The organism is Kitasatospora sp. NPDC048722, assembly GCF_040650235.1.
Lineage (GTDB): Bacteria > Actinomycetota > Actinomycetes > Streptomycetales > Streptomycetaceae > Kitasatospora.
In genome coordinates this window covers 1-21,862 of sequence record NZ_JBEZGX010000081.1, presented here as the reverse complement: position 1 = coordinate 21,862, position 21,862 = coordinate 1, and the positions used below count along the sequence as shown (strand labels likewise).

General features: G+C 73.3%; 18 protein-coding genes and 1 pseudogene. 13 read left to right on the top strand and 6 right to left on the bottom strand.

Annotated elements, in window-relative coordinates; genetic code table 11:
- Positions 1 to 122 precede the first annotated feature (122 nt).
- The 3 genes and pseudogenes from AB0C76_RS37180 to AB0C76_RS37170 all read left to right on the top strand — a co-directional run bounded on the left by AB0C76_RS37180 (position 123) and on the right by AB0C76_RS37170 (position 4,109).
- Positions 123 to 1,754 carry an alkaline phosphatase family protein gene (locus AB0C76_RS37180; RefSeq protein WP_359974235.1) on the top strand — a complete coding sequence of 544 codons (1,632 nt, stop codon included), beginning with the start codon at positions 123 to 125 and terminating at the stop codon, positions 1,752 to 1,754.
- Positions 1,755 to 1,805: 51 nt separating this feature from the next.
- Positions 1,806 to 1,913 (top strand): annotated as a pseudogene (locus tag AB0C76_RS37175) (cupin); the annotation flags it as partial.
- A gap of 141 nt (positions 1,914 to 2,054) precedes the next feature.
- Positions 2,055 to 4,109, top strand: coding sequence for a glycosyl hydrolase (locus AB0C76_RS37170; protein WP_359974233.1), 2,055 nt, complete (start codon positions 2,055 to 2,057; stop codon positions 4,107 to 4,109).
- 304 nt (positions 4,110 to 4,413) lie between these two features.
- Here the strand turns inward: AB0C76_RS37170 and AB0C76_RS37165 are convergent, their stop codons facing one another.
- A complete protein-coding gene (locus AB0C76_RS37165; protein WP_359974232.1) occupies positions 4,414 to 5,307 on the bottom strand; it encodes a DUF2268 domain-containing putative Zn-dependent protease in 894 nt (297 codons plus the stop codon).
- Between the two features lie 292 nt (positions 5,308 to 5,599).
- Entirely contained in the window at positions 5,600 to 8,284 is a 2,685-nt protein-coding gene (locus AB0C76_RS37160; protein WP_359974262.1) for a DUF4157 domain-containing protein, read from the bottom strand.
- 294 nt (positions 8,285 to 8,578) lie between these two features.
- Here AB0C76_RS37160 and AB0C76_RS37155 point away from each other — a divergent pair, with 294 nt between their 5' ends.
- On the top strand, positions 8,579 to 8,962 hold the full coding sequence (locus tag AB0C76_RS37155) for a hypothetical protein (RefSeq protein WP_359974230.1): 384 nt from the start codon (positions 8,579 to 8,581) through the stop codon (positions 8,960 to 8,962).
- Between the two features lie 34 nt (positions 8,963 to 8,996).
- Here the strand turns inward: AB0C76_RS37155 and AB0C76_RS37150 are convergent, their stop codons facing one another.
- A complete protein-coding gene (locus tag AB0C76_RS37150; RefSeq protein WP_359974228.1) occupies positions 8,997 to 10,250 on the bottom strand; it encodes a cytochrome P450 in 1,254 nt (417 codons plus the stop codon).
- A 47-nt stretch (positions 10,251 to 10,297) separates the two neighbouring features.
- On the opposite strand from AB0C76_RS37150, the gene AB0C76_RS37145 reads away from it, so the two are divergent.
- From AB0C76_RS37145 to AB0C76_RS37115, 7 genes are all read left to right on the top strand, one after another.
- Entirely contained in the window at positions 10,298 to 11,341 is a 1,044-nt protein-coding gene (locus AB0C76_RS37145; protein ID WP_359974226.1) for a 3-oxoacyl-[acyl-carrier-protein] synthase III C-terminal domain-containing protein, read from the top strand.
- 97 nt (positions 11,342 to 11,438) lie between these two features.
- The gene (locus AB0C76_RS37140) at positions 11,439 to 12,191 is read left to right on the top strand and encodes a glycosyltransferase family A protein (protein ID WP_359974224.1); all 753 of its coding nucleotides are present in this window, start codon (positions 11,439 to 11,441) and stop codon (positions 12,189 to 12,191) included.
- Positions 12,188 to 13,420: a cytochrome P450 gene (locus AB0C76_RS37135; RefSeq protein ID WP_359974222.1), complete on the top strand. Its 1,233-nt coding sequence runs from the start codon at positions 12,188 to 12,190 to the stop codon at positions 13,418 to 13,420. The genes AB0C76_RS37140 and AB0C76_RS37135 overlap by 4 nt, the downstream gene beginning before the upstream one ends.
- Complete coding sequence (locus tag AB0C76_RS37130) at positions 13,417 to 14,979, top strand: class I adenylate-forming enzyme family protein (RefSeq protein ID WP_359974220.1); 1,563 nt, start codon at positions 13,417 to 13,419, stop codon at positions 14,977 to 14,979. Before AB0C76_RS37135 ends, AB0C76_RS37130 begins: the two co-directional genes overlap by 4 nt.
- Entirely contained in the window at positions 14,976 to 15,938 is a 963-nt protein-coding gene (locus AB0C76_RS37125; protein WP_359974219.1) for an NAD(P)-dependent oxidoreductase, read from the top strand. The genes AB0C76_RS37130 and AB0C76_RS37125 overlap by 4 nt, the downstream gene beginning before the upstream one ends.
- Positions 15,939 to 16,007: 69 nt before the next feature.
- Positions 16,008 to 16,289, top strand: coding sequence for a hypothetical protein (locus AB0C76_RS37120; protein WP_359974217.1), 282 nt, complete (start codon positions 16,008 to 16,010; stop codon positions 16,287 to 16,289).
- A gap of 218 nt (positions 16,290 to 16,507) precedes the next feature.
- On the top strand, positions 16,508 to 17,065 hold the full coding sequence (locus AB0C76_RS37115; RefSeq protein WP_359974215.1) for an RICIN domain-containing protein: 558 nt from the start codon (positions 16,508 to 16,510) through the stop codon (positions 17,063 to 17,065).
- 215 nt (positions 17,066 to 17,280) lie between these two features.
- Here AB0C76_RS37115 and AB0C76_RS37110 read toward each other — a convergent pair whose 3' ends face one another.
- Positions 17,281 to 17,778, bottom strand: coding sequence for a hypothetical protein (locus AB0C76_RS37110; protein ID WP_359974213.1), 498 nt, complete (start codon positions 17,776 to 17,778; stop codon positions 17,281 to 17,283).
- Between the two features lie 118 nt (positions 17,779 to 17,896).
- Positions 17,897 to 18,469: a helix-turn-helix domain-containing protein gene (locus AB0C76_RS37105; RefSeq protein WP_359974211.1), complete on the bottom strand. Its 573-nt coding sequence runs from the start codon at positions 18,467 to 18,469 to the stop codon at positions 17,897 to 17,899.
- Between the two features lie 119 nt (positions 18,470 to 18,588).
- On the opposite strand from AB0C76_RS37105, the gene AB0C76_RS37100 reads away from it, so the two are divergent.
- Entirely contained in the window at positions 18,589 to 19,029 is a 441-nt protein-coding gene (locus tag AB0C76_RS37100; RefSeq protein WP_359974209.1) for a nuclear transport factor 2 family protein, read from the top strand.
- Positions 19,030 to 19,294: 265 nt separating this feature from the next.
- On the opposite strand, the gene AB0C76_RS37095 is transcribed toward AB0C76_RS37100, so the two are convergent.
- Positions 19,295 to 19,894, bottom strand: a complete 600-nt coding sequence (locus AB0C76_RS37095; RefSeq protein ID WP_359974208.1) for a hypothetical protein — start codon at positions 19,892 to 19,894, stop codon at positions 19,295 to 19,297.
- A gap of 1,430 nt (positions 19,895 to 21,324) precedes the next feature.
- Between AB0C76_RS37095 and AB0C76_RS37090 the strand changes: the two genes are divergently transcribed.
- On the top strand, positions 21,325 to 21,699 hold the full coding sequence (locus AB0C76_RS37090) for a transglycosylase SLT domain-containing protein (RefSeq protein ID WP_359974206.1): 375 nt from the start codon (positions 21,325 to 21,327) through the stop codon (positions 21,697 to 21,699).
- Positions 21,700 to 21,862: the final 163 nt, after the last annotated feature.

Sequence of the window (21,862 nt, the reverse complement as noted above, 5' to 3'; positions counted from 1 at the left end):
GCGCGGCCCCGCGCGGCGCGAGCGACCTGCCGTTCATCCGGCCTTCGCCGGCGCAACTCTTGTGTGGGCATCATCAACTGCGGGACAGTGACGGCCATCACCCGCCCCTCCGAGGAGAATCCGTGCGTCTGTCACGCCTCGCCACCGGCCTCGCCGCCGCCGTCGCCCTGCTCTGCGGGCCCACCGGAGCCGTCGCCCCCGCAAGCGCCACCGGCGCCGCCGCCGCGGTGCAGCCCGCCACGGCCACGGCCTCCGTCCCGCGGCCCGACCACGTCGTGGTGGTGCTCTTCGAGAACACCTCGGAGAGCACCATCGTGGGGAACCCACAGGCCCCGTACTTCAACCAACTGGCCAACACCGGCGCGAACTTCACCAACTCCTTCGCGATCGAGCACCCCAGCCAGCCGAACTACCTGGACCTGTTCTCCGGCTCCAACCAGGGGGTCACCGACGACTCCTGCCCGCACAGCTTCAGCACCGACAACGAGGGCGCCGAACTCATCGCCAAGGGCCTGACGTTCAAGGGCTACTCGGAAAGCCTGCCCTCGGTCGGCTCGACGGTCTGCACCTCGGGCAAGTACGCGCGCAAGCACGTCCCGTGGACCAACTTCACCAACGTGCCGGCCTCCGCCAGCCTGCCGTTCACCAGCTTCCCGACCGACTTCACCCAACTGCCCACGGTCTCCTGGGTGATCCCCAACCTCTGCGACGACATCCACGACTGCTCGATCTCCACCGGTGACACCTGGCTGAAGAACAACCTGGACGCCTACGTCCAGTGGGCCAAGACCCACAACAGCCTGCTGATCACCACCTTCGACGAGGACGACAGCGCCGGCCCCAACCAGATCGCCACCTTCTTCAACGGGCAGCAGGTCAAGCCGGGCACCTACAGCGAGCAGATCGACCACTTCACCGTGCTGCGCACCATCGAGGACATGTACGGCCTGCCGCACGCCGGTGCCGCCGCCCAGGCCACACCGATCACCGACGCCTGGAACACCGGCACCACCACCGGCGCCGTCAGCGTCACCGCGCCCGGCGACCAGACCGGCACCGTCGGCGCCCCCGCCTCCCTCCAGATCCGGGCCACCGACACCGCCGGCGGCACGCTGGGCTACGCCGCCACCGGTCTGCCGGCCGGACTGTCGGTCAACGCCTCCACCGGCCTGATCAGCGGCACTCCGACCACGGCCGGCAGCTCCGCCGTCACCGTCACCGCCACCGACTCCACCGGCCCGTCCGGCAGCACCTCGTTCACCTGGACCGTCAGCCCGGCCGGCACCGGCTGCCCGTCGCCCGGCCAGTTGCTCGGCAATCCGGGCTTCGAGAACGGCAACAGCCCGGCGCCGTGGAACGCGACCTCCGGCGTGATCAACAACGACCTGGCCAGCGAGCCCTCGCACAGCGGCAGCTGGGACGCCTGGCTGGACGGCTACGGCTCCTCGCACACCGACACGCTCAGCCAGGGCGTCACCGTCCCGGCCGGCTGCAGGGCCGCGTTCGGCTTCTGGCTCCACATCGACACGGCCAAGACCACGGGCACGGCCGACGACACGCTCACCGTCGCCGTCAACGGCACCACCCTGGCCACCTACTCGAACCTCGACGCCGCCAGCGGCTACACGCAGCGGACCCTCGACCTGTCCGCCTACGCCGGAAGGAGCGTCACGCTGACGTTCACCGGCACGGAGAACTCCTCCGCCGACCAGACCAGCTTCGTCGTCGACGACACCACGCTGAACGCCTCCTGACCAACCGGCACACCGGGACCGTGCCCGCACCAGGGCACGGTCCCGTCACTTGATGGCGAGACGTGGGTGACGGGCCGCACCGGTGACTTCCTGTACGTGCCGGTCGGTGGCCTGCGCGTCTTCAAGAACGTGACGGACGAGCCCACGTCGATGCTCATGCCCGGCGGGGACTCCGGCGGCAGGCGGGCATGCATCAACCACCATGGGGCAAGCGGGCGTTGGCTACCGGCGCAGGGGTGCCGAAGGTGCGCACACCCGGCGCGGCGGCCGCGGAAGCCGGGGGCACGTTACGGTCTGATCATGCTTCAGAAAGCTCGTGCCGCTCTGATATCGGCGCTCCTCCTGGCTCCCCTGGTCGCGGCGGCCCCGGCGGCCCCGGCGGCCCCGGCGGCCCCGGCGGCCCCGGCGGCCCCGGCCGCCACCGCAGCCGCCACGGCCACCGTCGTCCCATCCGATCCCCAGGCCACCGCGGCCACCGGCCGGCTGCTCGACTGGCTGTCGCACCTGCCGGGCCGGGCCGGCAACCGGGTGGTCTCCGGCCTGTTCGCCGGCTACAGCGGTTCCGCCTTCTCGCTCGACCAGACCGAGGACCTGAAGGCCCAGACCGGCCGGTACCCCGGGCTGATCGCCTGCGACTACGGCTCGAACGGCAGCTCGACCATCGACTCCTCCTGCAACGCCGACCTGAAGAACTGGTCGGCCAGGGGCGGCCTGGTCTCCGTCAGCGTCCACGCGCCGAACCCCGCCCGGCCGGGCATCCAAGGCCTCTACACCCACCTGGACGGCTTCCAGCAGCTCACCGACCCGACCACCACCGTCGGCGCCGCCTGGCAGCAGACCCTCGACAAGATCGCCACCGGCCTCGCCGACCTGAACGGCGCCGGCGTCCCCGTCCTGTTCCGCCCGTTTCACGAGATGAACACCTCCGGCGCGGGCGCCTTCTGGTGGAGCGGCCAGGACCGGGCCGCCTACATCTCCGCCTGGCAGTACACCTACCGCTACCTCACCCAGGCCAAGGGCCTGCACAACCTGCTCTGGGTCTACTCCCCGCTCTGCGGCGCCGGCGACCGTGCCGCGTACTACCCCGGCGACGCCTACACCGACGTCGTCGGCCTCGACTGCTACCCGGCCGACCCGGCCGCCGCCCAGGGGTACGGCGAACTGACCGCGCTGCACAAGCCGTTCGCCTTCGCCGAGATCGGCCCGCCGAACGACCCCGCCACCCACGTGCCCGCCCCCGCCGGCTACGACTACGCCCGCTGGGCCGACGCGATCCGCACCCGGTTCCCGGCCACCACCTACTTCCTGGCCTGGAACGACAAGTGGAGCCCCACGGTGCAGCTCGGTGCCCCGGCACTGATGAACGACCGGTGGACGCTCAACCTGGGAGGGATCGACCTGTCCGCCACGACCGACCCGGCCGGGCCGCCGCGCCCGCCGGCACCGGGCACCGTGCTGGAGGGCTTCGAGAACGGCCCGGACGGCTGGGGCGGCTGGCAGACCCTGAACGGGCCCTGGACGGTGAACGAGTGGGCCTCCCAGCAGGGTCACTCCCTCAAGGCCGATGTCGACCTGATCCGGCCGGAGACCTACCTCAACAAGGTCGCACGCCAGGACCTCAGCGCCTACAGCACGCTCTCCGTCGACGCCCGCACCGCCCCCTGGGGCAACCAGGCCGCCGGCACGACCGCCAAGCTCTACCTGCGCACCGGCGCCGGCAGGACCTGGTACGACAGCGGATCCACCGTGGTCGGCCCGGACGGCGCCGTGCTGACCATGCCGCTCGCGGGCGTGGCCGACCTCGCCGACGTCGAGGAGATCGGGGTCCGCTTCGCCCCCGCGCCGGGCGCCTCCGGCCAGAGCTCGGTGTACATCGACAACCTGACCGCCACCACTCCGGCGAGCACCCACGGCGACTTCGAGACCGGACTCGACGGCTGGGGCGCCTGGCAGACCCTGAACGGCCCCTGGCCGGTCACCGAGTGGGCCGCCCAGGGCACCCGCTCCCTCAAGGCCGACGTCCAACTGGGGAGCGGCGAGGCCTTCCTGCTGCGCCGCTACGCCACCCCGGCCGACCTGACCGGCAACCTCACCCTCACCGCGACCGCCCGCACCGCCCCCTGGGGCAACCAGGCCGCGGGCACCAAGGCCAAGCTGTACGTGAAGGCCGGCGCCGGCTGCGACTGGTACGACAGCGGCACCTACCCGGTCGACGCCGGCGGCACCCGGCTGTACTTCAACCTGGCCGGCCTCCCCGACCTCACCAGGGTCTGCGAACTCGGCGTCGACTTCGTCCCGGCCGCAGGGGCGAACGGCCAGTCCTCCGTCTACGTGGACGCGGTCTCCATGCGCTGAGCCCCTGCGCTCCCACGCGGACCCGAAGCCACGGGAGGCCGCCGCCCCACGACGGGACGGCGGCCTCCCGCGCCTGCGCACCGGCCGCCCGGTGCTGCCGATTTTCTGTTATGCCAATTGACACAACCTCAGTGCCGTCCCTAGGGTCTCCTGGCATGGACGAGGTCAAGAAGGCCGTCTGACGCGCCCCGCGCGGTAGCTGACACCCAGGCGCCGCTCCGGGCCGGGGTCTGTGCGGCGTCCGGCCCCGTGGCCGCGCAGGGTCGGACCTGTGCCCTTCCGGGCGCGGCTTGCCACGGGGTGGCTACGCGCCGGTCGGCACGCCCGCGTTGACGAGGATCTCGCGGGCCGACAGGGCGACGCTCTGGGCAGCGGTCAGACCGGAGGCTGCCAGGTGGGCATCCACGATCCGAAGTCCGGCCGAGTACCCGGCGAAGTCCGGCAGCCCCACGGGCTGCTGCCCCATGCGCTGCGCGGTGGCGTCGCCGAAGACGTAGGCGGGCAGGTTCTGCATCCCGACCAGGTCGATCCCAGCGGTGATCTTCTCGTAGGCGCTGTCCAGTTCGGCGCCGGTCAGCGCCTTCGTCCACGGGCCCATAGCCTGCTCACCGGCCAGCTCCCGCACGAACGCCTCGGCCAGTCCCTCGGCGACGACCTGTTCGCCGACGGTCACGGTCATCGGGTTCCAGACCACGTTCGCGTAGCGCACGTTGTGATGGAGCTCGTGTGCGGCGGCCGGGCCGATCTTCGTCAGGCTGGTGTCGGTGGGCCAGATCGTCAGCTGGACCGCGCCCGGGAACCCGCCCGAACCGAGAAAGCCGGCACTGCGGACCGTCAGGTGGTGATCGTCGGGGTTGCCGAGCACCACCACGACGTGCACGGTCTCGGCGTGTTTCACGCCGGGCACCGCGTGGCTGATTCGCTCCCACGCGGCGGCAAGGGAGTCCTCGATCCCGTTCCACACCTCGGCATCCTGCATCTGACGCACGGCTGGCAGGTACCGTGGATCCTCACGGTCGATCCGGAAACCACTGCCCAGTTGCTGGTGCATTCGGACCAGATCCACATCGCCCATCACCTTGGACATCACGCTCTGGAGCGGGCTGTAGATTTCCTGTAGGGCGCCGGGCCGTTCCTCCACCGGGCGTTGCAGGAGGTCGATCATGGCAGCCGCTGTGTCGTGAACAACGATCTTCATGACTCTGGACCGTAGGGCCTTCCGTTAGGTGAGGGTCAAGAGACGTGTTGACCGTGCCGGCGATGGCGGAGCGTGGCGAGAGTAAGGTCGGGCCCGTGAAGGTCGTGGTGCAGGTGAAGCTGACGCCGCCGGCCCACCAGTGCGACGCGCTCCGGGCGGCCCTGCGCACGCTCGAGAGTCGGCGAACCGGGTGTCGACAGGGGCGTTCGAGCGCGGTGTTCCGTGTGAGTACGAGCTACTCCGGCGCCCACGCCGTCGGACCGGCCGGCCTCGGCGGCGCCCGCGCCCGCCCTCACACCTCCGTCGCCTGGACGTGCTCGTACCAGTCGCTGCCACCGTTCGCCGGGTCGTGGTCCGGGTCCCGGCGCCACTCGCTCCTGTCCACCCGGAACGTCGCCCCCGGCATGAGCAGGACCTCCGCCTCGGTGCCCTGGTACTGGTGGAACGGGTCGATGTCGCGGCCGTACTTCCCGGTGAGCGTCAGCTCCAGGAGGATCCGGTGCGTCGCCGTGCCGGAGACCTTCTGCCCGCGCATGAAGTCCAGCCCCACGGACTCCTTCCTGCTGGTGCTGTCGAAGGAGCTCGTGAAGACGGAGCCCGGCCGGTAGTTCAGCGCGGCCTGCTTGCCGAGCCGGTAGGGCGACTCGTCCCCGCCGACGTTCCAGTCGCCGCGGAAGACGGTGCCGGTGACGGGAGGCAGCCGGTTCAGCGCCTCCATCGTCATGTCGGCGTGCGCCTTGAGCTCCTCGAAGAGCACCGGCGCGAGGACCTCGATCCGCGCCTCGATGACGGCCATCGCCGCCTTCTTGGCGACCGGGTCCGTGCCCCGCGCGGCCGCGAGCTGCGGCCCGATCACCGGGTCCTGGTCCAGGGTGGGCACCGCCTCCTGGTTGTGGCTGTTCTGGGCCGCCCACCTGAGTTGGCCCTTGATCTGCCGCAGGGAGACGGCCTCGGCACCGGCGGTGGCCGCGCCGACGGTCCCGTACGGCGCGTACCCCTCGGGCAGCAGCCGGCTGCGCACCACCGAGTTGATCATCTGGTGCGCGCCGCCGGTGTACGCCATCAGCGCGGTCGCGTGGGCGGGCTTGAACCTCTTGGCGACGGCCTCGGTGGAGGCGTCGGCGTTGTCCGCCTTCCACTGGGCGATGCGCGGGGTGGGCGCGGTGTCGCCCGCCACGAAGGCGCGGTACTGGCCCGGTACTCGGGCGGCCGCGGGCCGGCCGGGCTCCATGAAGCCGCTCGCCGCCGGGTCGGCCGTGCGCGGCCTGTCGGCCTCGGCGAGGTACATCAGCTCGTGCGGGAACTGCCCGTCGACGCAGACGTTCTGCCGCAGTTCCTCCTCCGTGAAGGGCGCGATGTGCTGGTACATCAGTGCCGCGCCCTTGCCCGCCTGGAGCGCGGACTCGCCGGGTCCCTTGACCCCGGCCGCCCAGGAGCCGCGGAGGATCTCGTAGAGCGAGTGGTCCCAGGACGGCAGCATCCAGCCCATCAGGGCCATCCGGTAGTCGAAGACGTCCACCCCTGGCACATTGATCCACTGGAAGGTCTTGAGCATCCGGGTCGTGGTCCCGGACATGCCGGCGACGACCGGGATGCCGCGCGCGGCGTTCGCCTTCGGCCAGGACTCGTTCTGCTGGATCTCCCAGTAGGCGGCGCCCTCGTTCCAGGGCAGCTTGTCGTCCGGGCCGGGCTTGCCGGCGAACGCCAGTTCCCGCGCGCTGAGCGGGGCGCCGCGGTCCGCGTAGTCGCGCGGGGTCTTGCGGTTGGCCTCCTTGTCGGCCTCGCTGCGCTCCTTGCGCGGCCCCTGGCTGTCGATCATCTCCAGGGTGTCGCCGGCGAAGGTCTCGGGGTCCGACTGCCACAGCAGATTGCCCAGCGCGTACGGGTCCTTCTCGTAGTTGTAGCCCTTGCCCGCGAGGCTCGCCGCTGCCCACAGCGGCGGCCGGGACCAGCCGTTGAGGAATGCGGAGTGCTTCTTCAGGTCCTCCTCGCTCATGCCGAGCGTCGCCGCGAGCTGCGGCCTGGGCCCGATGATTCCGTTGAGGACGTCCTTGAGCGAGAGCTCCGCCCCCTTGTTGTAATAGGCGGCGTTGTAGACGGCCGTGACCAGTTCGCGGACGTTGCCGTCCCGGGAGAAGAAGTCCTTGATCTGGTCGGTGGTCATCCCCTCGCCCACCTGCCCGGCGCTCGTCCGGTCGTCCTTGAAGAACGACTTGTTGGCGAGCGCCGTGTCCTTGTGCTCCAGGCGGGCGTAGGCGATGAGCAGTTGCTTGAGCCGGTCCACGGTCTTGCGCGCGGCGGCGAGCGCTCTCGGATGCCTGAAGGCGTACGCGCCCAGCCGCTGCTCGAACTCCTCGGCCGCCGCCTGCCAGCCCGTCTTCGCGTAGTACTGGGCGTGGTCGAAGGGCGCCTGGCCGTCGCCGAGGCGCTGGACGACGCTCTTCCCGCCGGTGTGGGCGTGGGCGCGGGCCGCCCGCTGCACGGGCGCCGCCTCGGCGGCCGCGGGCACGGGGGCGGCCAGGGCGCGGCGGGCGTTGGCCTCCGCCGCGCGCTCGAAGTGGTCGGAGGGGTCCGAGACGCTGAGCCCCGAGCCGTTGTCGGTACCCGCGACCGGCCCCTGGCGCTGCTGGATGACGTGCGTCAGCTCGTGGGCCAGGGTGTGCCGGTCCGCACCGCCGGCGCCGATGACGACGTGGCTGCCGGAGGTGTAGGCGCGGGCCCCCACCTCGGCCGCCGAGCGCTGGGCGGCCGGCCCGGTGTGCAGCCGCACGTCGGAGAAGTCGGCGTCCAGCCGCGCCTCCATCTCCGCACGGACCGTCCCGTCCAGCGGCCGCCCGGCGGTGCGCAGCACGTCCGGCACGGACGAGCGCTGCACCGGCGCGCACTCGTCGTGACCACCGGACGGACCGTGCGTGCGGTGCCCCGCCTGCCGCTCCAGCGCCCGGCCGACGGCGGCGTTGCCGACCGCACGCTGCATCGCGAGCAACCGGCCCGCGGGCGCCCGGCCGCCGGACCCGGCCGGCCCGACCGTCCCCGCCGTCCCCGGGGACACGCGCGCTCTGCGGGACACGGCCGCACCGACGGCGGCGTCGGCCGGACGCGCCGCGGCGGGCGCGGTCCGGTCGGGACGGGTCTCGGCATCCTGCTGCTCCCGTGAACGCATGCCCCGATCATCGGCCACCACGCCCCACAGGACCAGCCCCCCTGCCCTTCCGCCCGCCCTCGGCCGGAGCCCTTCCGCCGAGTGCCGATCCTGTGCTGCCATTCCGGGATGACCGACACTCAATTCCCCCGGCTGAAGCACGGATCCGACGCCTGGTACGCGGCCCGGGACAGCATGGTCGAGATCGTCAAGGGCTGGGCGGCCGAAGGCCGCACCGGCTACTACGGCGCGCTGAGCGAGTCGTTGCGGGACGCGGGCTTCTCGGTCCCGCCCCGGGGCACGCTGATGAGCAACCTCCTGGAGGCCGCGTGCCGGGTCGAGGCCGACAGGGGCGTCCCGGTCATGCTGACCGCGATCGTGGTGAACAAGCAGAGCCGGCGGCCGTCCGGACAGTTCGAGGTGCTCGCCAAGACGGCGCCGTTCCGGCGCGGGGACGAACCGGGCTGGAGTTGGGAGACGGAGAGGGACCGGGTGTTCGCCCACTACGGCTGACCCACGACGAACCGGCTGCCCGGCCGTTCGTTCGTCAGCGGTCGAGTTCGACGACGAGCGAGGCGTAGGAGGGGATCATCACCTTCCGGGCGTAGCTGCGCGAGACGATCCGGTAGGGGCGCCCCGGCGCGCAGACCGCCGTGACCATCCGGGCGATCTCGGCGCGTGCGACGGGCGCGCCGAGGCACAGGTGCCGGCCGGCGCCGAACCAGAGCTGGCGCGAGCGCGGGTCGTACGGGCGTGCCAGGTCGAAGCCGCCGGCCAGGTTGTCGGCGGCGTAGGTGACGAGGAGGATCCGCTCGTCCCTGCGCAGTCGGCGGCCGGCCACGGTGACGTCCGCGCTGACGTGCCGTCCGATCACCGGCGCGGGTGTGGTGACGCGCAGTCCCTCGCGGACCGCGTCGCCGACCAGCCCGGGGTCGGCGAGCAGCGGTTCCTGCTGCCCGGTGTCGTGGATCAGCGCGACCGTGCGGGCCATCGCGCTGGCGGCGGTCTCGGTGCCCGCGACGAGCAGCAGCGAGGCGAGGCCGCCGGCCTCTTCCAGCGTGATCCCGGCCTCGCGGCAGCGGCCGAGCAGGGTGTCGGGTTCGGCGCCGGCGTAGGCCGCCGGGACGCCGCTGGTCAGTGACGCGACGATGTCCTTCGCCGCTTCGATCCGCTCGGGCGGCAGCTCGGTCGAGGCGGCCGTGTCGAGTGCGAGCGCGGCCAGCCGCTCGCCGGCGGCGAAGGTGTCCAGGTACGCGGAGTCGGGGCTGTCCGGCGGGAGCCCGAGGCCGAGCAGGTCGGCCATCAGGCGGCCGACGACGAGCCGGGCGGCCGCGGCCACGTCGACCCGGTCCCCGGCGGCCAGGCGCGCCGTGACGTCGGCGTAGACCGGCCCGGCGGCCCGTTCGACCAGGGCGGCGGAGTTCTCCTCGGTGAACAGGTCCCGGGCGCGCCGGCGCAGGTCCGCGTGGCCGGCACCGTCGAAGAGGCGGGTGACGTACGGTCCGAGGACCTGCTCCCACAGGTGGCCCACGCCGCCCTCGCCGAGCAGGGTGAAGTGCTGGTGGTCGTTGAGCACGGCCCGGATCAGGGTGGGGTCGCTCGCCACCCAGCCCAGTCGCGGTACCCGCCGGATCGGTCCGAAAGGCCGGGACATGGTGATCCGGGTCAGTGTCCACAGGGCGGGCCGGCTGGCCCACAGCAGTCTGCTCTCGTGCCGTCGTGCCGTCGTCGCGCCCATCGCCGCCCCGCCCCCGCTGCCGTCTCGGATGTCCGTGCGGGGAACCGTACCGTGCCAGGTCACGTCCGGGATCATCGTATGATCGGGCGGCTCGGGGGAGGCTTGAGCACGTGTCGGAGGGCAGCGGACAGTTGGTCGGGCAAGGCGGCGGGGTGCGCGCGGCGATCGCCGCGGTGGCGGTGCACCTGCCGGAGGAATCGCTCACCTCGCGCGAGGTGGAGCAGCGGATCGCCGACAGCGGCCCCTACCGGCCACGCCCCGGGCTGATCGAGGCGGTCACCGGAATCGCCGCGCGGCACGTCGCCCCCGACGACTGGCAGGCCTCCGACCTGGCCGCGGCGGCCGCCCGGAAGCTGCTGGCCGACGCCGGCCTCGACGCGCGGGACCTCGACCTGCTGATCTTCGCCAGCGCATCGCAGGACATGGTCGAGCCCGCCACCGCCCACATCCTGGCGTCGAAGATCGGGGCGCGCTGCCCGGTGTTCGACGTGAAGAACGCCTGCAACAGCGTGCTCAACGGGATCCAGGTCGCCGAGGCGCTGATCGCCGGCCGGCAGTACGGCAGGGTCCTGGTCTGCACCGGGGAGCTGCCGTCGCGGGCGGTCCGCTGGTCCGTCCGGGACCGGGGCCAGTTCGCCGAGTCGTTCCCCGGCTACACCCTGTCCGACAGCGGCGCCGCCGTGCTGCTGGAAGCGGGAACGGCACCGGACGGGATCTTCCACCGGGCCTTCACCGCGGACTCCTCGGCCTGGGAGGTCGGCACCCTGCCCGGCGGCGGCACCGCGCACCCGCGGGACCCGGAGGCGGGCTACTTCCGGATGGACGGCGCGCGGCTGCACGCGGCCTTCGAGGCGCTCGGCCCCGAGCTGATCCACCGGTCGCTGGCCGAACACGGCCTGACCTGGGCGGACTTCGCGGTGGTGGCGGTGCACCAGGTGACCGTCCCCCTGCTGGACGCCTTCCTGCGCAGGACCGGCCTGACCGCGGGTCCGCTGGTGCCGGTGCTGCCCGAGCACGGCAACCTCGCCTCGGCCTCGCTGCCGTTCCAGCTCGCCCGGGCCCTGGAGCAGGGCCGCTGCGGGCCCGGCGACCGGGTGGCGCTGATCGGCCTGGCCGGCGGGGTCTCGCTCGGCGTCGTCTTCGCGCAGCTGTGAGCCCGACCGTGAGCCCGATGACGAGCCCGACCGCGGGCTCGACCGTGACGAGCCCGACCGTGAGCCCGACCGCGGGCTCGATTGTGAGGGAACACCAGTGACCGACCTGTGGGTGGTCGTGCCGGCCTACAACGAGGAGGCCTCGCTGCCGGCCACGCTGCGCGCGCTCGCGGCCCAGACCGACGCGGACTTCGAGTGCGTGGTGGTGGACAACACCTCGACCGACCGGACCGCCGAAGTGGTCCGGGAGTTCGCGCGCACCGCGGACTTCCCGCTGCACCTGATCACCGAGGCGCGCAAGGGCACCGGCGCGGCCGCCGACACCGGGATGCGGTTCGCGATCGACGCCGGCGCCCGGTACCTGGCCCGCACCGACGCCGACTGCCTCCCGGTACCCGGCTGGACGGCCGCCGTGCGCCGCGGCCTGGCCGGCGGACTGGAACTGGTCACCGGTCAACTCCTGCCGCGCACCGACGAGTTCCGGCTCAAGCTGTGGGAGAGCCGGCTGCTGCCGGCGGTGGTCGAGCTGGCGGCCCGGTTCGGCAGGTTCCGGCCCGGAAACCGCGACCCGCGCTACCTCGGCCCGTACCTGATGTGCCCCGGCTGCAACCTGGCCATCACCGCCGACCTCTACGAGCGCTGCGGCGGCTTCCCGCGCACCGCGATCGAGGAGGTGCACGAGGACCGCGCCCTGGTGAACCGGGTGCGCGAACTCACCAGCGCCTACGGCCGGGTCCCGGGCATGCGGGTCCACGGCTCGGTACGGCGCCTGCGCGCGTTCGGCCTGCGCAACACACTGGCCTGGTACGCGGACCACCGCTACCGCCCCGACGTGGTCGACATCCGGTGAAGCGCCCCGAACACCTCTGGGAACGACGGGTGCAGCTGGCCGCCCACCCGCTGGCGTACCCGTTCATCACAGCCGTCACCCGGCGGGGCCCCGCCGTGCGGGTACCGGGGATCGGGATCGTGGTCGGCGACCCCGGGCTGGCCCGGCAGGTGCTGCTCGATCACGAGGGGTTCCGCAAGGACGGCCCCGGCTCCTCGGGCGCACTGTGGACACCCGTCCTGGGCCCGGCCGTACTCCTGAACATGGAGGGCGAGGAGCACCGGAGGCTGCGGGCCGCACTGGCCGGCCTGTTCACCCGGGCCCAGGCCACGGAGCTGTGCACCCGCGTCCTCGCGCCGGTGCTGCGCGAGGCCACCGACCGGCTGGGCGCGGGCGGTGCGGTGGACCTGGTCGCCCTGACCAGGACCGCCGCCGGCACGGTGATCGGCGAACTGCTGGGAGTGGCCGACGCCGCGGGCGCGGAGGTGTTCGAGCGCGGCGAGCGCGTCGTACGGATGGTCGGGCTCCGCACCAAGGAACTGACTCCACGTCAAGTCACCAGAGCCAAAGCCGTCTTGGCCGACCTGACCTCGGCGGCCGGCGAGGCGTACGACCGCGGGGAGCCGGGCTCGATGATGGGACGGCTGCGCGCCCACGGACTCGACCGGGAACAGGCGCTCGGGCTGTCGGCGGCGTTCCTGCTCACCGGGACGGAAACCGTGGCGACGACCGTGCCCCGGGTCTTCGCGCTCTGGCACGACTCCGGGCTCCTGCCCGCCCTGCGGGCCGACCTGGAGAGGGGCGGCGCGGCGCTCGACGCCGCGATCGACGAGGCGATGCGGGTGATCACCCCGAGCCCGGCGATGCTGCGCCGGGCCGCACGGCCGGGCCGCCTCGGAACGACGGCGGTGCGCGAGGGGGACCGGGTGGTCATCGCCACCGCCCGGTGCGACCTGGCCGCCGGGCCGTTCGACCGGGCCGCGGCACTGGGCCGACGGCCGGCGCACGATCCCAAGCGCCTGTGGTTCGGGGCCGGACCGCACTACTGCATCGGCGCACCGCTCGCACTGGCCGAGATACGGGTGCTGCTGCAGGCACTCCTGACGGCGGGGGCCGAGACCATCGTGCGGCGACGGGCCAAGCGGCGGGTGCTGATCCCGACCTACGCGCGCCTGGAGGTGTCGGCCGCCCGGGCGACCGCTCCCCGACGGCGCACAGACCGGACGAGAACGGAGCCGACCACCTCTTGAACGGCACGCCGAACACCGCAGGCACCGGACTGGCCGCCCGGATCGCGGACCACGCGCGCCGCACACCCGACGCGGCCGCCCTGCTCGACGCGCACGGCACACTCACCTACGCCCAACTCGCCCGGCACGTCGCCGCCACCGCGAGCGGACTGCGCGCCGCGGGCATGTCCGCCGGCGACACCGTGATGTTCGCGGTCCGCCCCGGCCGGGACGCCCTGGTGCTCGGCCTGGCCGTCATGACGGTGGGCGCCGCCGTCGTGGTGGCCGATCCCGGCGCGGGCGCCGAACTCGACGCCGCGCGCGGACGACTCGTCACCGAACGCCTCGCCGCGCCGCGCTGGCTGGCCGCCGAATCCTGGCTCTGCGCGCTCGCCGCCCGCACCACGGGACGCACCCTGCTGCGCCGCCTCGGCCTGAACCTGCCCGCGTTCGCCGACCCGACCCTGCGCCTGCTCCACACCGGCCCGCGCCTGCCGGGCCTGCCCCCGGACGCGATCCCCGCCGCCACCCTGGCGCACACCCCTGCGGACACCGCCTCCGCCCCCGCGGGGGACCCGGACCGCCCGGCCCTGGTCGTGTTCACCTCCGGCACCACCGCCCGCCCCCGCGCGGTGGTGCACAGCCAGGCCACGCTGCTCGCCGGCGCCGACCTGCTCGGCGAAAGCCTGGGCCTGACCGCCGCCCCCGCCCCGGTGGTCGTGCACTCCGAACAGCTGATGATCGCCTTCGCCTTCCTCGCCGCCGGCGCCACCTGGTCGACGGCGCCCCTGCCCGTGCGGCCCAAGCGGTTCCTGCGGGACCTGCGGCGCCGCGGGGCCACCCACACCTTCGCCACCCCGGCCTCCCTGGCCCGCCTGCTCGACGCCGGCCACCTCCCCCACACCCTGGGCACGGTGCTGCTCGGCGCCGCCCCCGTGCCGCCCCCGATCCTGCGCCGCCTGCGCGAGGCGCTCCCCTCGGCCCGGGTCGCGGTGATCTACGGCGCGACCGAGATGCTGCCGATCGCCGTGACCGGGGGAGAGGAGAAGCTCCACCACGCACCCCACGGCGACCTGGCCGGCCACCCCCTGCCCGGAGTCACCGCGCGCCTCAACGACGAGGGCGAACTCCTGCTGCGCGGCGCCCACCTGGCGATCGGCTACCTCGGCGACGGACCGATCGACGAGCTCAACACCGGCGACCGGGCCCGGATCGACGCCGAAGGCCGGATCGTGCTGCTCGGCCGGACCAAGGACATGCTCATCCGCGGCTCCTTCAACCTCTACCCGGGCCTGTACGAACCCGCGATCGCCGCCCTCCCGGGCATCGCCGAAGCCGTCATCGTGGGCGTCCCCGACCCGCACACCGCCGACGAGGCGGTGGTGCTGGCCGTGTGCCCGGACGGCTCGCTCCCGGAAGCCGAACTCCTGCGCTCCCTGCAACGCCGGCTGCCCCGCACGATCGACCACGCGGCACTGCCGGACCGGATCCACTGCCTCCCGGCGATCCCCCGGCGGGGACGGACCGAGAAGCCCGACCGCGGACGACTGCGCGAGCTGGTCATGAAGGAGGCGCCGTGATCACCGTCGTCACCGGGGCCAGCGGCTTCGTCGGCAGCGCCCTGTGCCGCGCGGCACGGGCCGCCGGGCACCAGGTGCTGGCGCTGGGACGCCGCCCCACCGTCCCCGCCGACCTGATCGGCGGCGCGCCCTACCTCCCCTGGGACCTGGCGGACCCCACCGCCCGCCCGGACCTCCCCGCCCCGTTCACCCGCCCCGACACGGTGATCCACTGCGCGGGCCTGGCCACCGACTGGGCCCGCCCCGAGGCCTTCCACCGCGGCAACGTGCTGACCACCGGGGGAGTGCTGGCCGCGTTCCCCGAGGCCGCGCGTTTCGTGCACGTGTCGACCGCGAGCGTCTACGACCCGCGCCGGCCGACCGTCATGGCCCGTGAGGACGAGGCCGCCACGGTCCGTCACACCGACGCCTACGGGCGCTCCAAGGCGCTGGCGGAGGAGCGGGTGCGCCGGGCCCGCCCCGACGCGGTGATCCTGCGCCCGCACGCCGTCTACGGCCCCGGGGACACCACACTGCTGCCGCGCGTCCTCCAGGCGGTGCGCCGAACCCCGTACGGGCCGAGACTGTTCGCGATCGGCGACGGCAGGCAGCGGCTGAGCCTGACCAGCGTGGCGAACCTCGTCGACGCCTGCCTGCTCGCCGCCGGGGGCCGTGCATCCGGCACCTTCAACATCACCGACCGCGACCCGGTCGTGCTGGACGACGTGCTGCGCCAGGTCCTCACCGCCCACGGCCTCCCGGCCGCACCCGTCCACCTCCCGCTCGCCCTCGCCCTCCCCCTGGCCCGCACAGCCGAACTCCTGGCCCGGACCACCGGATCCGCCCGTCGCCCCCGTCTGACCGTCTACGCCGTCCGTCACCTGGCCCACGAACGCACCCTCGACCTCACGGCCGCCCGCACCCACCTGGGCTACCGGCCCGCACCGACGGACCTGGGGCCCGCCCTGCGCCGGGCCTGACGCAGGCCCGCTCCGGGCCGTCCCTTCTCTCCCCGGCGCCGGAGCGTGCCGCCGCGGCAGGATGCTCCGATGGCGAACGTGACCCGGATGTGGACGATGACGCGCACCAACTTCCGTGCGGCCGACCCGGTCGAGCGGTGGACCGCCCGCGCGGCCTGGGCGCTGCTGACCGCGACGGCCTGGCTGGTACTCGTCTTCACGGCGGTCTGGGGAGCCGAGGCAGCCGGCGTCCCCTCGGGCCTCGTGGCGTGGTTGACGGTCGTCCTCTCGCCGGCGGTCCCCGTCGTCTCGGCCGTCGCCGTCACGTCCGGCCCCGGCGGCCGCACCCGGAGAACCTTCCGGGTGAGGTGATCGCGGCCGAGGAGGGCATGGTGCTCCCGCTCCGGCGCTCGTCTCCGTCGACGCCCGGCGGCGTCCCACGGCCCAGTTCACAGTGCTGGGAATTTCCCGGGCGTCTCCACCTCGGGCCCGGGCCTTCCCGTCAGAGCCGTCGCAGGCCAGCGTGGTCGGTGCCGCCGTCGGTGGCCGCCGCTCGATCCGGCGTGGACGCGAACACGAGGGGAACAACCGTGCAGGACATCAAGCGGAAGAGGCCGTCGGCCCGTGGGAAGCTGCTCGCACCGCTGTGCGCCGCACTGCTGACGGCCGCAGCGTCCATCGGCGCAACGGGCACGGCGTCCGCCGCCGGCGACACGGGCGAGTGGCTGGTGAACTCCAGCTCCCAGCTCTGCGCCGACGCCCCCGGGGCCTCGACGCGCTGGGGGACGCACGTCGACCAGTGGGACTGCGTGAGCCAGTCCAACGAGCTGTGGATCAGGCAGAAGGTGCGCACCGTCAAGGGCAAGGCCTACTACCTGCTCAAGAACACGGCGACGCGTCTGTGCATGAACGTCGACCATGCCAGCCGCGACAACGGTGCCGCGATCATCGAGTGGGGCTGCAGCAGCTCGTCCGACAACGAACTGTGGCACCCCGTCCTGATCACCGACAACAGTCAGGAGTGGGTCAACCTCCGCAGCGACAAGTGCCTGACCGTCGCCGGGGACGCGCACGACAACGGCGCATGGCTGATCCAGTACGACTGCGGCCGGCACGGCGACCAGATCTGGATCACCTCCGGAGGCTGAGCCGCAGGTACCCTGACCTCACGTCAGGTCACCTGCTGCTGCGGGTTGTTCAGGAGGAGGTCGTGGCCGAGCGGGGTGAGGGCGTGGTGGACCTCGCGGCCGTGTCGCCGGGTGGTGATGGCTCCGGCGGCGCGCAGCGCGTTGGTGTGGGCGGAGGTGGACGCGGCGGTGATGCCCAGCCGGTCGGCGAACCGCCGGCCCTTCGGCCCGTCCGGTCACGGCAGCAGCAGGCCCCGGAAGAGCGCCCACGGCACGAACACCGCGCCCGCCACCAGCAGTGCGCCGATCCGCACATGCGCACCGGCCGGGACCGCACCCCGGCCGCGCCACGCCCGCACCGCCGTCACACCGGTGGCCACCACCGTGCAGACGGCCAGCAGTTGCAGGACCGACCAGACCAGCGGACGGCCGCCGAGCTGCGGCCCGGTGGCGAGTGCCGTCGTCACGAAGAGGAAGTAGCCGAGGAACCCGAGCGTGGCGGCCAGGCCGCTGCCCGCGAGCCAGCGCGCGGCCCCGGCGCCCGGTGCGGCGGGCCGTCGGCGCAGCCGCCGGACCGGACCCGACAGCAGGTACCCGGCGAAGGCCAGGGCCATCAGCAGGAAGGCGGCCGCCTGCGCCGCCGACCCCTCCGGGGCGGGGACCGCGGCCAGGGCCTGGCTGCGGCGGTCCTGCCGGGGCAGCGGGTCGTCCACCCGGTGGCCCTGGCCGGCCACCCAGCCGCCCTCGCTGAACCCCCAGAGCCCAGCGGCCCGCGCCGCCGGTGTGCCGGCCCGCCGTCGGGCCGGGCCGGGTTCACCGTCGTGCAGGAGGCGAGGACGCCCGACGGGCCGGTCAGCGTGGCCGCAGCCCGTCGAGGACCACCGCGAAGACCCGTTCCCGGCCGGCCGCGTCCTTCCCGAGGTGCTCCATGGCCGTGGTCGTACCGACCAGCAGGGCGATGACCTCCGGCAGGCCCAGCTCCGGGCGGACCGCCCCGGCCCGCTGTGCCCCGGTCAGCAGCTCGGCGAGCCGCGCCCGGATCGTCGAGCTGGACTCCTGCAGGGCCGCGTGCGCGTCCACACCGGCCGCAGCGAGCGCCTGGGCGAACTCGTTCTTGCCCGCGGACTGTTCGACCACCAGGCGGAAGCAGTCGAAGAACGCCTCGGCGGGAGCGGACTCGGCGGGCAGTTGCGCGGCCTGGGCGGCGATCGCCTCCAGCCTGCGCACCATGACGGCTTCCAGCAGCGCTTCCTTGGTCGGGAAGTGACGGAAGAGCGTGCCGACCCCGACCCCGGCGGCCCGGGCGATCTCCTCGGTCGGCACGCCGACGCCGTGGGCGGTGAACACCTGCGTGGCGGTGTCCAGCAGCTTGGCCCGGTTGCGGGCCGCGTCCGCCCGCAGCGGGCGTTCCTGGGCGCCGCTCATCTCTCCCACCCATTCCTGTCGGCGGCGAAGCCGCACTGGACAAACGGAGTAGCCAGTCCGTATCGTCGAAACGGAGTCGCTAGTCCGATTCTAGCGGCAGATTCCGCTGGGGGTTGATCATGTCCGAAGCGCTGTCGCCTCGTGAGGTTTTCACGAAGCTGCTCGACGGTATCGGCGAGGGGCGGTTCGCGGAGCTCGCGGGCCTCTACGCCGAGGACGCGGTGGTGGAGATCGTGTTCGCGCCGGTCGGACCGCGCCGGTTCGTGGGGCGGTCGGTCATCGAGGAGCGGTTCAAGGAACTCGCCACGAGCGTCCCCGTGGAGCTGACCCCGGTGAACGTGGTGATCCGGGAAACCGACGATCCGGAGGTGATCGTCAACGAGTGGGACTACCAGGTGCGTCACCGGGAGACCGGGCGGACCTTCGGGGCCTCCAACATCCAGGTGCTGCGGGTCCGCGACGGCCTGATCGTGCACAGCCGGGACTTCCACGACCACCTGGCCCTCGCCGCGGCCGGCGGCAACCTGCCGCAGCTGGTGGAGGCGCTGGAGGGCAGCTGAATCCCGGCAGCCGGATGCACCGACAGGCCGGGGGTGTCGCCAGGGGGACCGACGTGTTGAGAGGGCCTCCGGGTGCGGCGTGTCGAGGAGGGGGAGGGGGAGAGGTGGGGTCGGGCCTCTGCTCCGCTCCCCGGGGCGTACCAGGGGGACCCACCTCGGCCCGGCGCACGTTGCCCGGGAGGGGAAGGTGCGCCGGGTGTCGACGGGAGGTCAACCGGCGGCAGGCGCCGCAATCATGCGGCCCGCGTGCTGATCCTCAGGGGGGTCAGCTGCCGATGTGGCCGCAGGCGGAGTCGACCTTGTTGGCGTCGGTATCGATCTTGGACTGCAGGTTGGCGCTCGGCGCGGTGCCGGTGCTGACCGCGGTGTACATCTGCTGGTAGTCGCCGGCCAGCGCGCTGATCGCGTTCTTGGCGTCGGCGTTGCCGGCCTTGGCCGCGGCGGCGTTCAGCTGGTCGGTCGCGTTCTTGAGGTCGGCCTTCAGCGCGTCCGGGTTGTCGGCGTCGGCGGAGATCTTGTCCGAGTAGGTGGTCACCGTGCTGGTGGCGCTGGTGCACCCGGGGTCGATGGCCTTGACCACCTTCGAACCGATCAGCACGAAGACCGTGATGCCCACCGCCATCGAGAGCAGCGAGACGATGAGGCCGATGATCGCCGGGGCCTTGCCCTTGCCGGCGCTCTTCGACTTGACGAGGCCGATGATGCTGAAGATGAGGCCGAGCGGGGAGCAGAGGAAGGCCAGGACCAGGCCGGCGATCGCGAAACCGTTCGAGCCGGTGGGCTGCTGGACCGGGGCCGGGTAGCCGTACGGCTGCTGCGGCGCGCCGTAGGGCTGCTGGGGGGCCTCATTGGGAGGTATGGACACGTCAATCCTTAAGGGGGACGGGGGTGGCCGGATAGGAATACCGGAAGCCGGCGCCCCTTGGCAACTCTGAGTAATGGCAGCAGCTGTGAGGTCAGGGCAAGTCCGGCCCGGCGCTGCGCCCGCTCCACCGGCCGCACGGTGACGGTTCGTGGTCGAGACCGCTGACACCCGGCGCAGGGCCGGGCACCGCGAAGGCCGCGGAGGCCGACTGCCGGCGGATCCGGCGCCGGGCATCGGTCGGCGGACGGCCGAACCAACCGGCACCCGACGAGCACCTGCACGAGGGAAGACCCGCCGACGTCGCCATGGCCGTCCACACCCCCAGAAGCGCGGTCGGCACGACGTTTCACCGGTGAACACCGCCCCGGCCCCACCGCCCACACCGGAACGGGCCCGGAAGACCTGCAGTGTCCTCGCCCACGGCCACCTCAAGGGCCCCTCGCCCACGGCCGAACCACGAAGTCCGGTCCACCGGACGCGAACTGACGCCCCGGCGCCTGACCGGTTCTCCGGCCGGGCTGCGCACGAGAACGGGACCTGACCGGTCGGGCCGTCAGTGCGGGATCGACCGTACGGGGAGCGCTCCCGGCCGCTTCGCCGGGACGGGCAACGGCCGCGGGCGCCGGCCGGGCGCGGTCCCGACCGGCCCCCGCGGGATGCCGGTGGGGTCGTGGGGTGCGGCGGGTGACGCCTTCGACGTGCATGCGGTCCGCCTGCGCAGGATGTTCCGCCGGATCCGTGGGTGATGGTCCGCTTCCGCGACCGCGACGCTGACCGCTTTGCCGGACGCCTCCCAGTCGGACGGTCGTCGAGCCCTCTCCGAGTCCCGCCGCCCCGGTGCGCCGGCGGCAGCGGCCGCGGTCCCGACCGCCGGTGCCCCCGCGGTGCCCCCGCGGTTCCTCCGTGTGGCCACGGTGGGGACGGGGTCGGACGGCGCCAGTGCCCGGCCCGCCCAGGCGGGGGTGTGGCGGCGGTCTCAATGACGGCTGTCGGGTGTCGACTCAGCGTGGTGGTCGTGGGTCCGGTCGGTGACGTCGCCGGGGGCCGGGCGGTGAGTGCGCTCACACGCGAATGCCAGGCACGACGGCAGGTAGTGGTGTCCGTTCCGCCCGGTTTCGCGTCGACGCCGTACGGCGTTTGCGCAGACCGGGAGGGGTCGGCGCGCTCCGGTCGGCCCGGCCCTCGATCCGGTGCCGGTCTTCCGGCTACGACCGCGGATCGTAGCGAGGGGGCCTTGGAGGGCGCCGCTCCGGTCTGGCACCTTGGCATTCGTCGTCGGCCACACCGGCTCCTGTCCTGCCGGATGCGGCCAAGCGCCGACTCACTCCCCGCGACCGTTCGGCCCCTGTCCGGCCGCGGTCCCGGGCGGGGAGTGACGTCGGCCCAACCCGATTGAGGTCTTGCTCTTCATGCCCGCTTTCAAGCTCCGTATGCGTACGTCTGCCGCGATCCTCGCCGGTGCCGCCGGTCTGACCGCCCTGGGTGCCGCCGTGGTCCCCGCCGCCGCCAACGCCGCGACCGCCTCCCCGCAGGCCATCGCCGCGCAGATCGTCCCGGCGGACCAGCTGGCCTCGTTCAGCCAGATCATCTCCCACGAGTCGGGCTGGAACGTGACGGCGACCAACCCGAGCTCGGGCTCCTACGGCCTGGGCCAGGCCCTGCCGGCCTCGAAGATGGCCTCGGCGGGCGCGGACTGGAAGACCAACCCGGCCACCCAGATCAAGTGGGCGCTGGACTACATGAACACCCGCTACGGCAGCCCGAACGCCGCCTGGGCCTTCTGGCAGGGTCACCACTGGTACTAAGCCGACCCCTTCGGCTCTCCCCACACCTCGGGAGTCGGACAGGGACCGTCGAGGCGGCACGAGGGCCCCTCCCGCACGATCGTGCGGGCCGCGGTGTCCCGGGCCGCCGCCAGTTCGCTCAGGAAGAGCCAGTAGTCCGGATGCCGGCCGCCCGCCTCCAGCG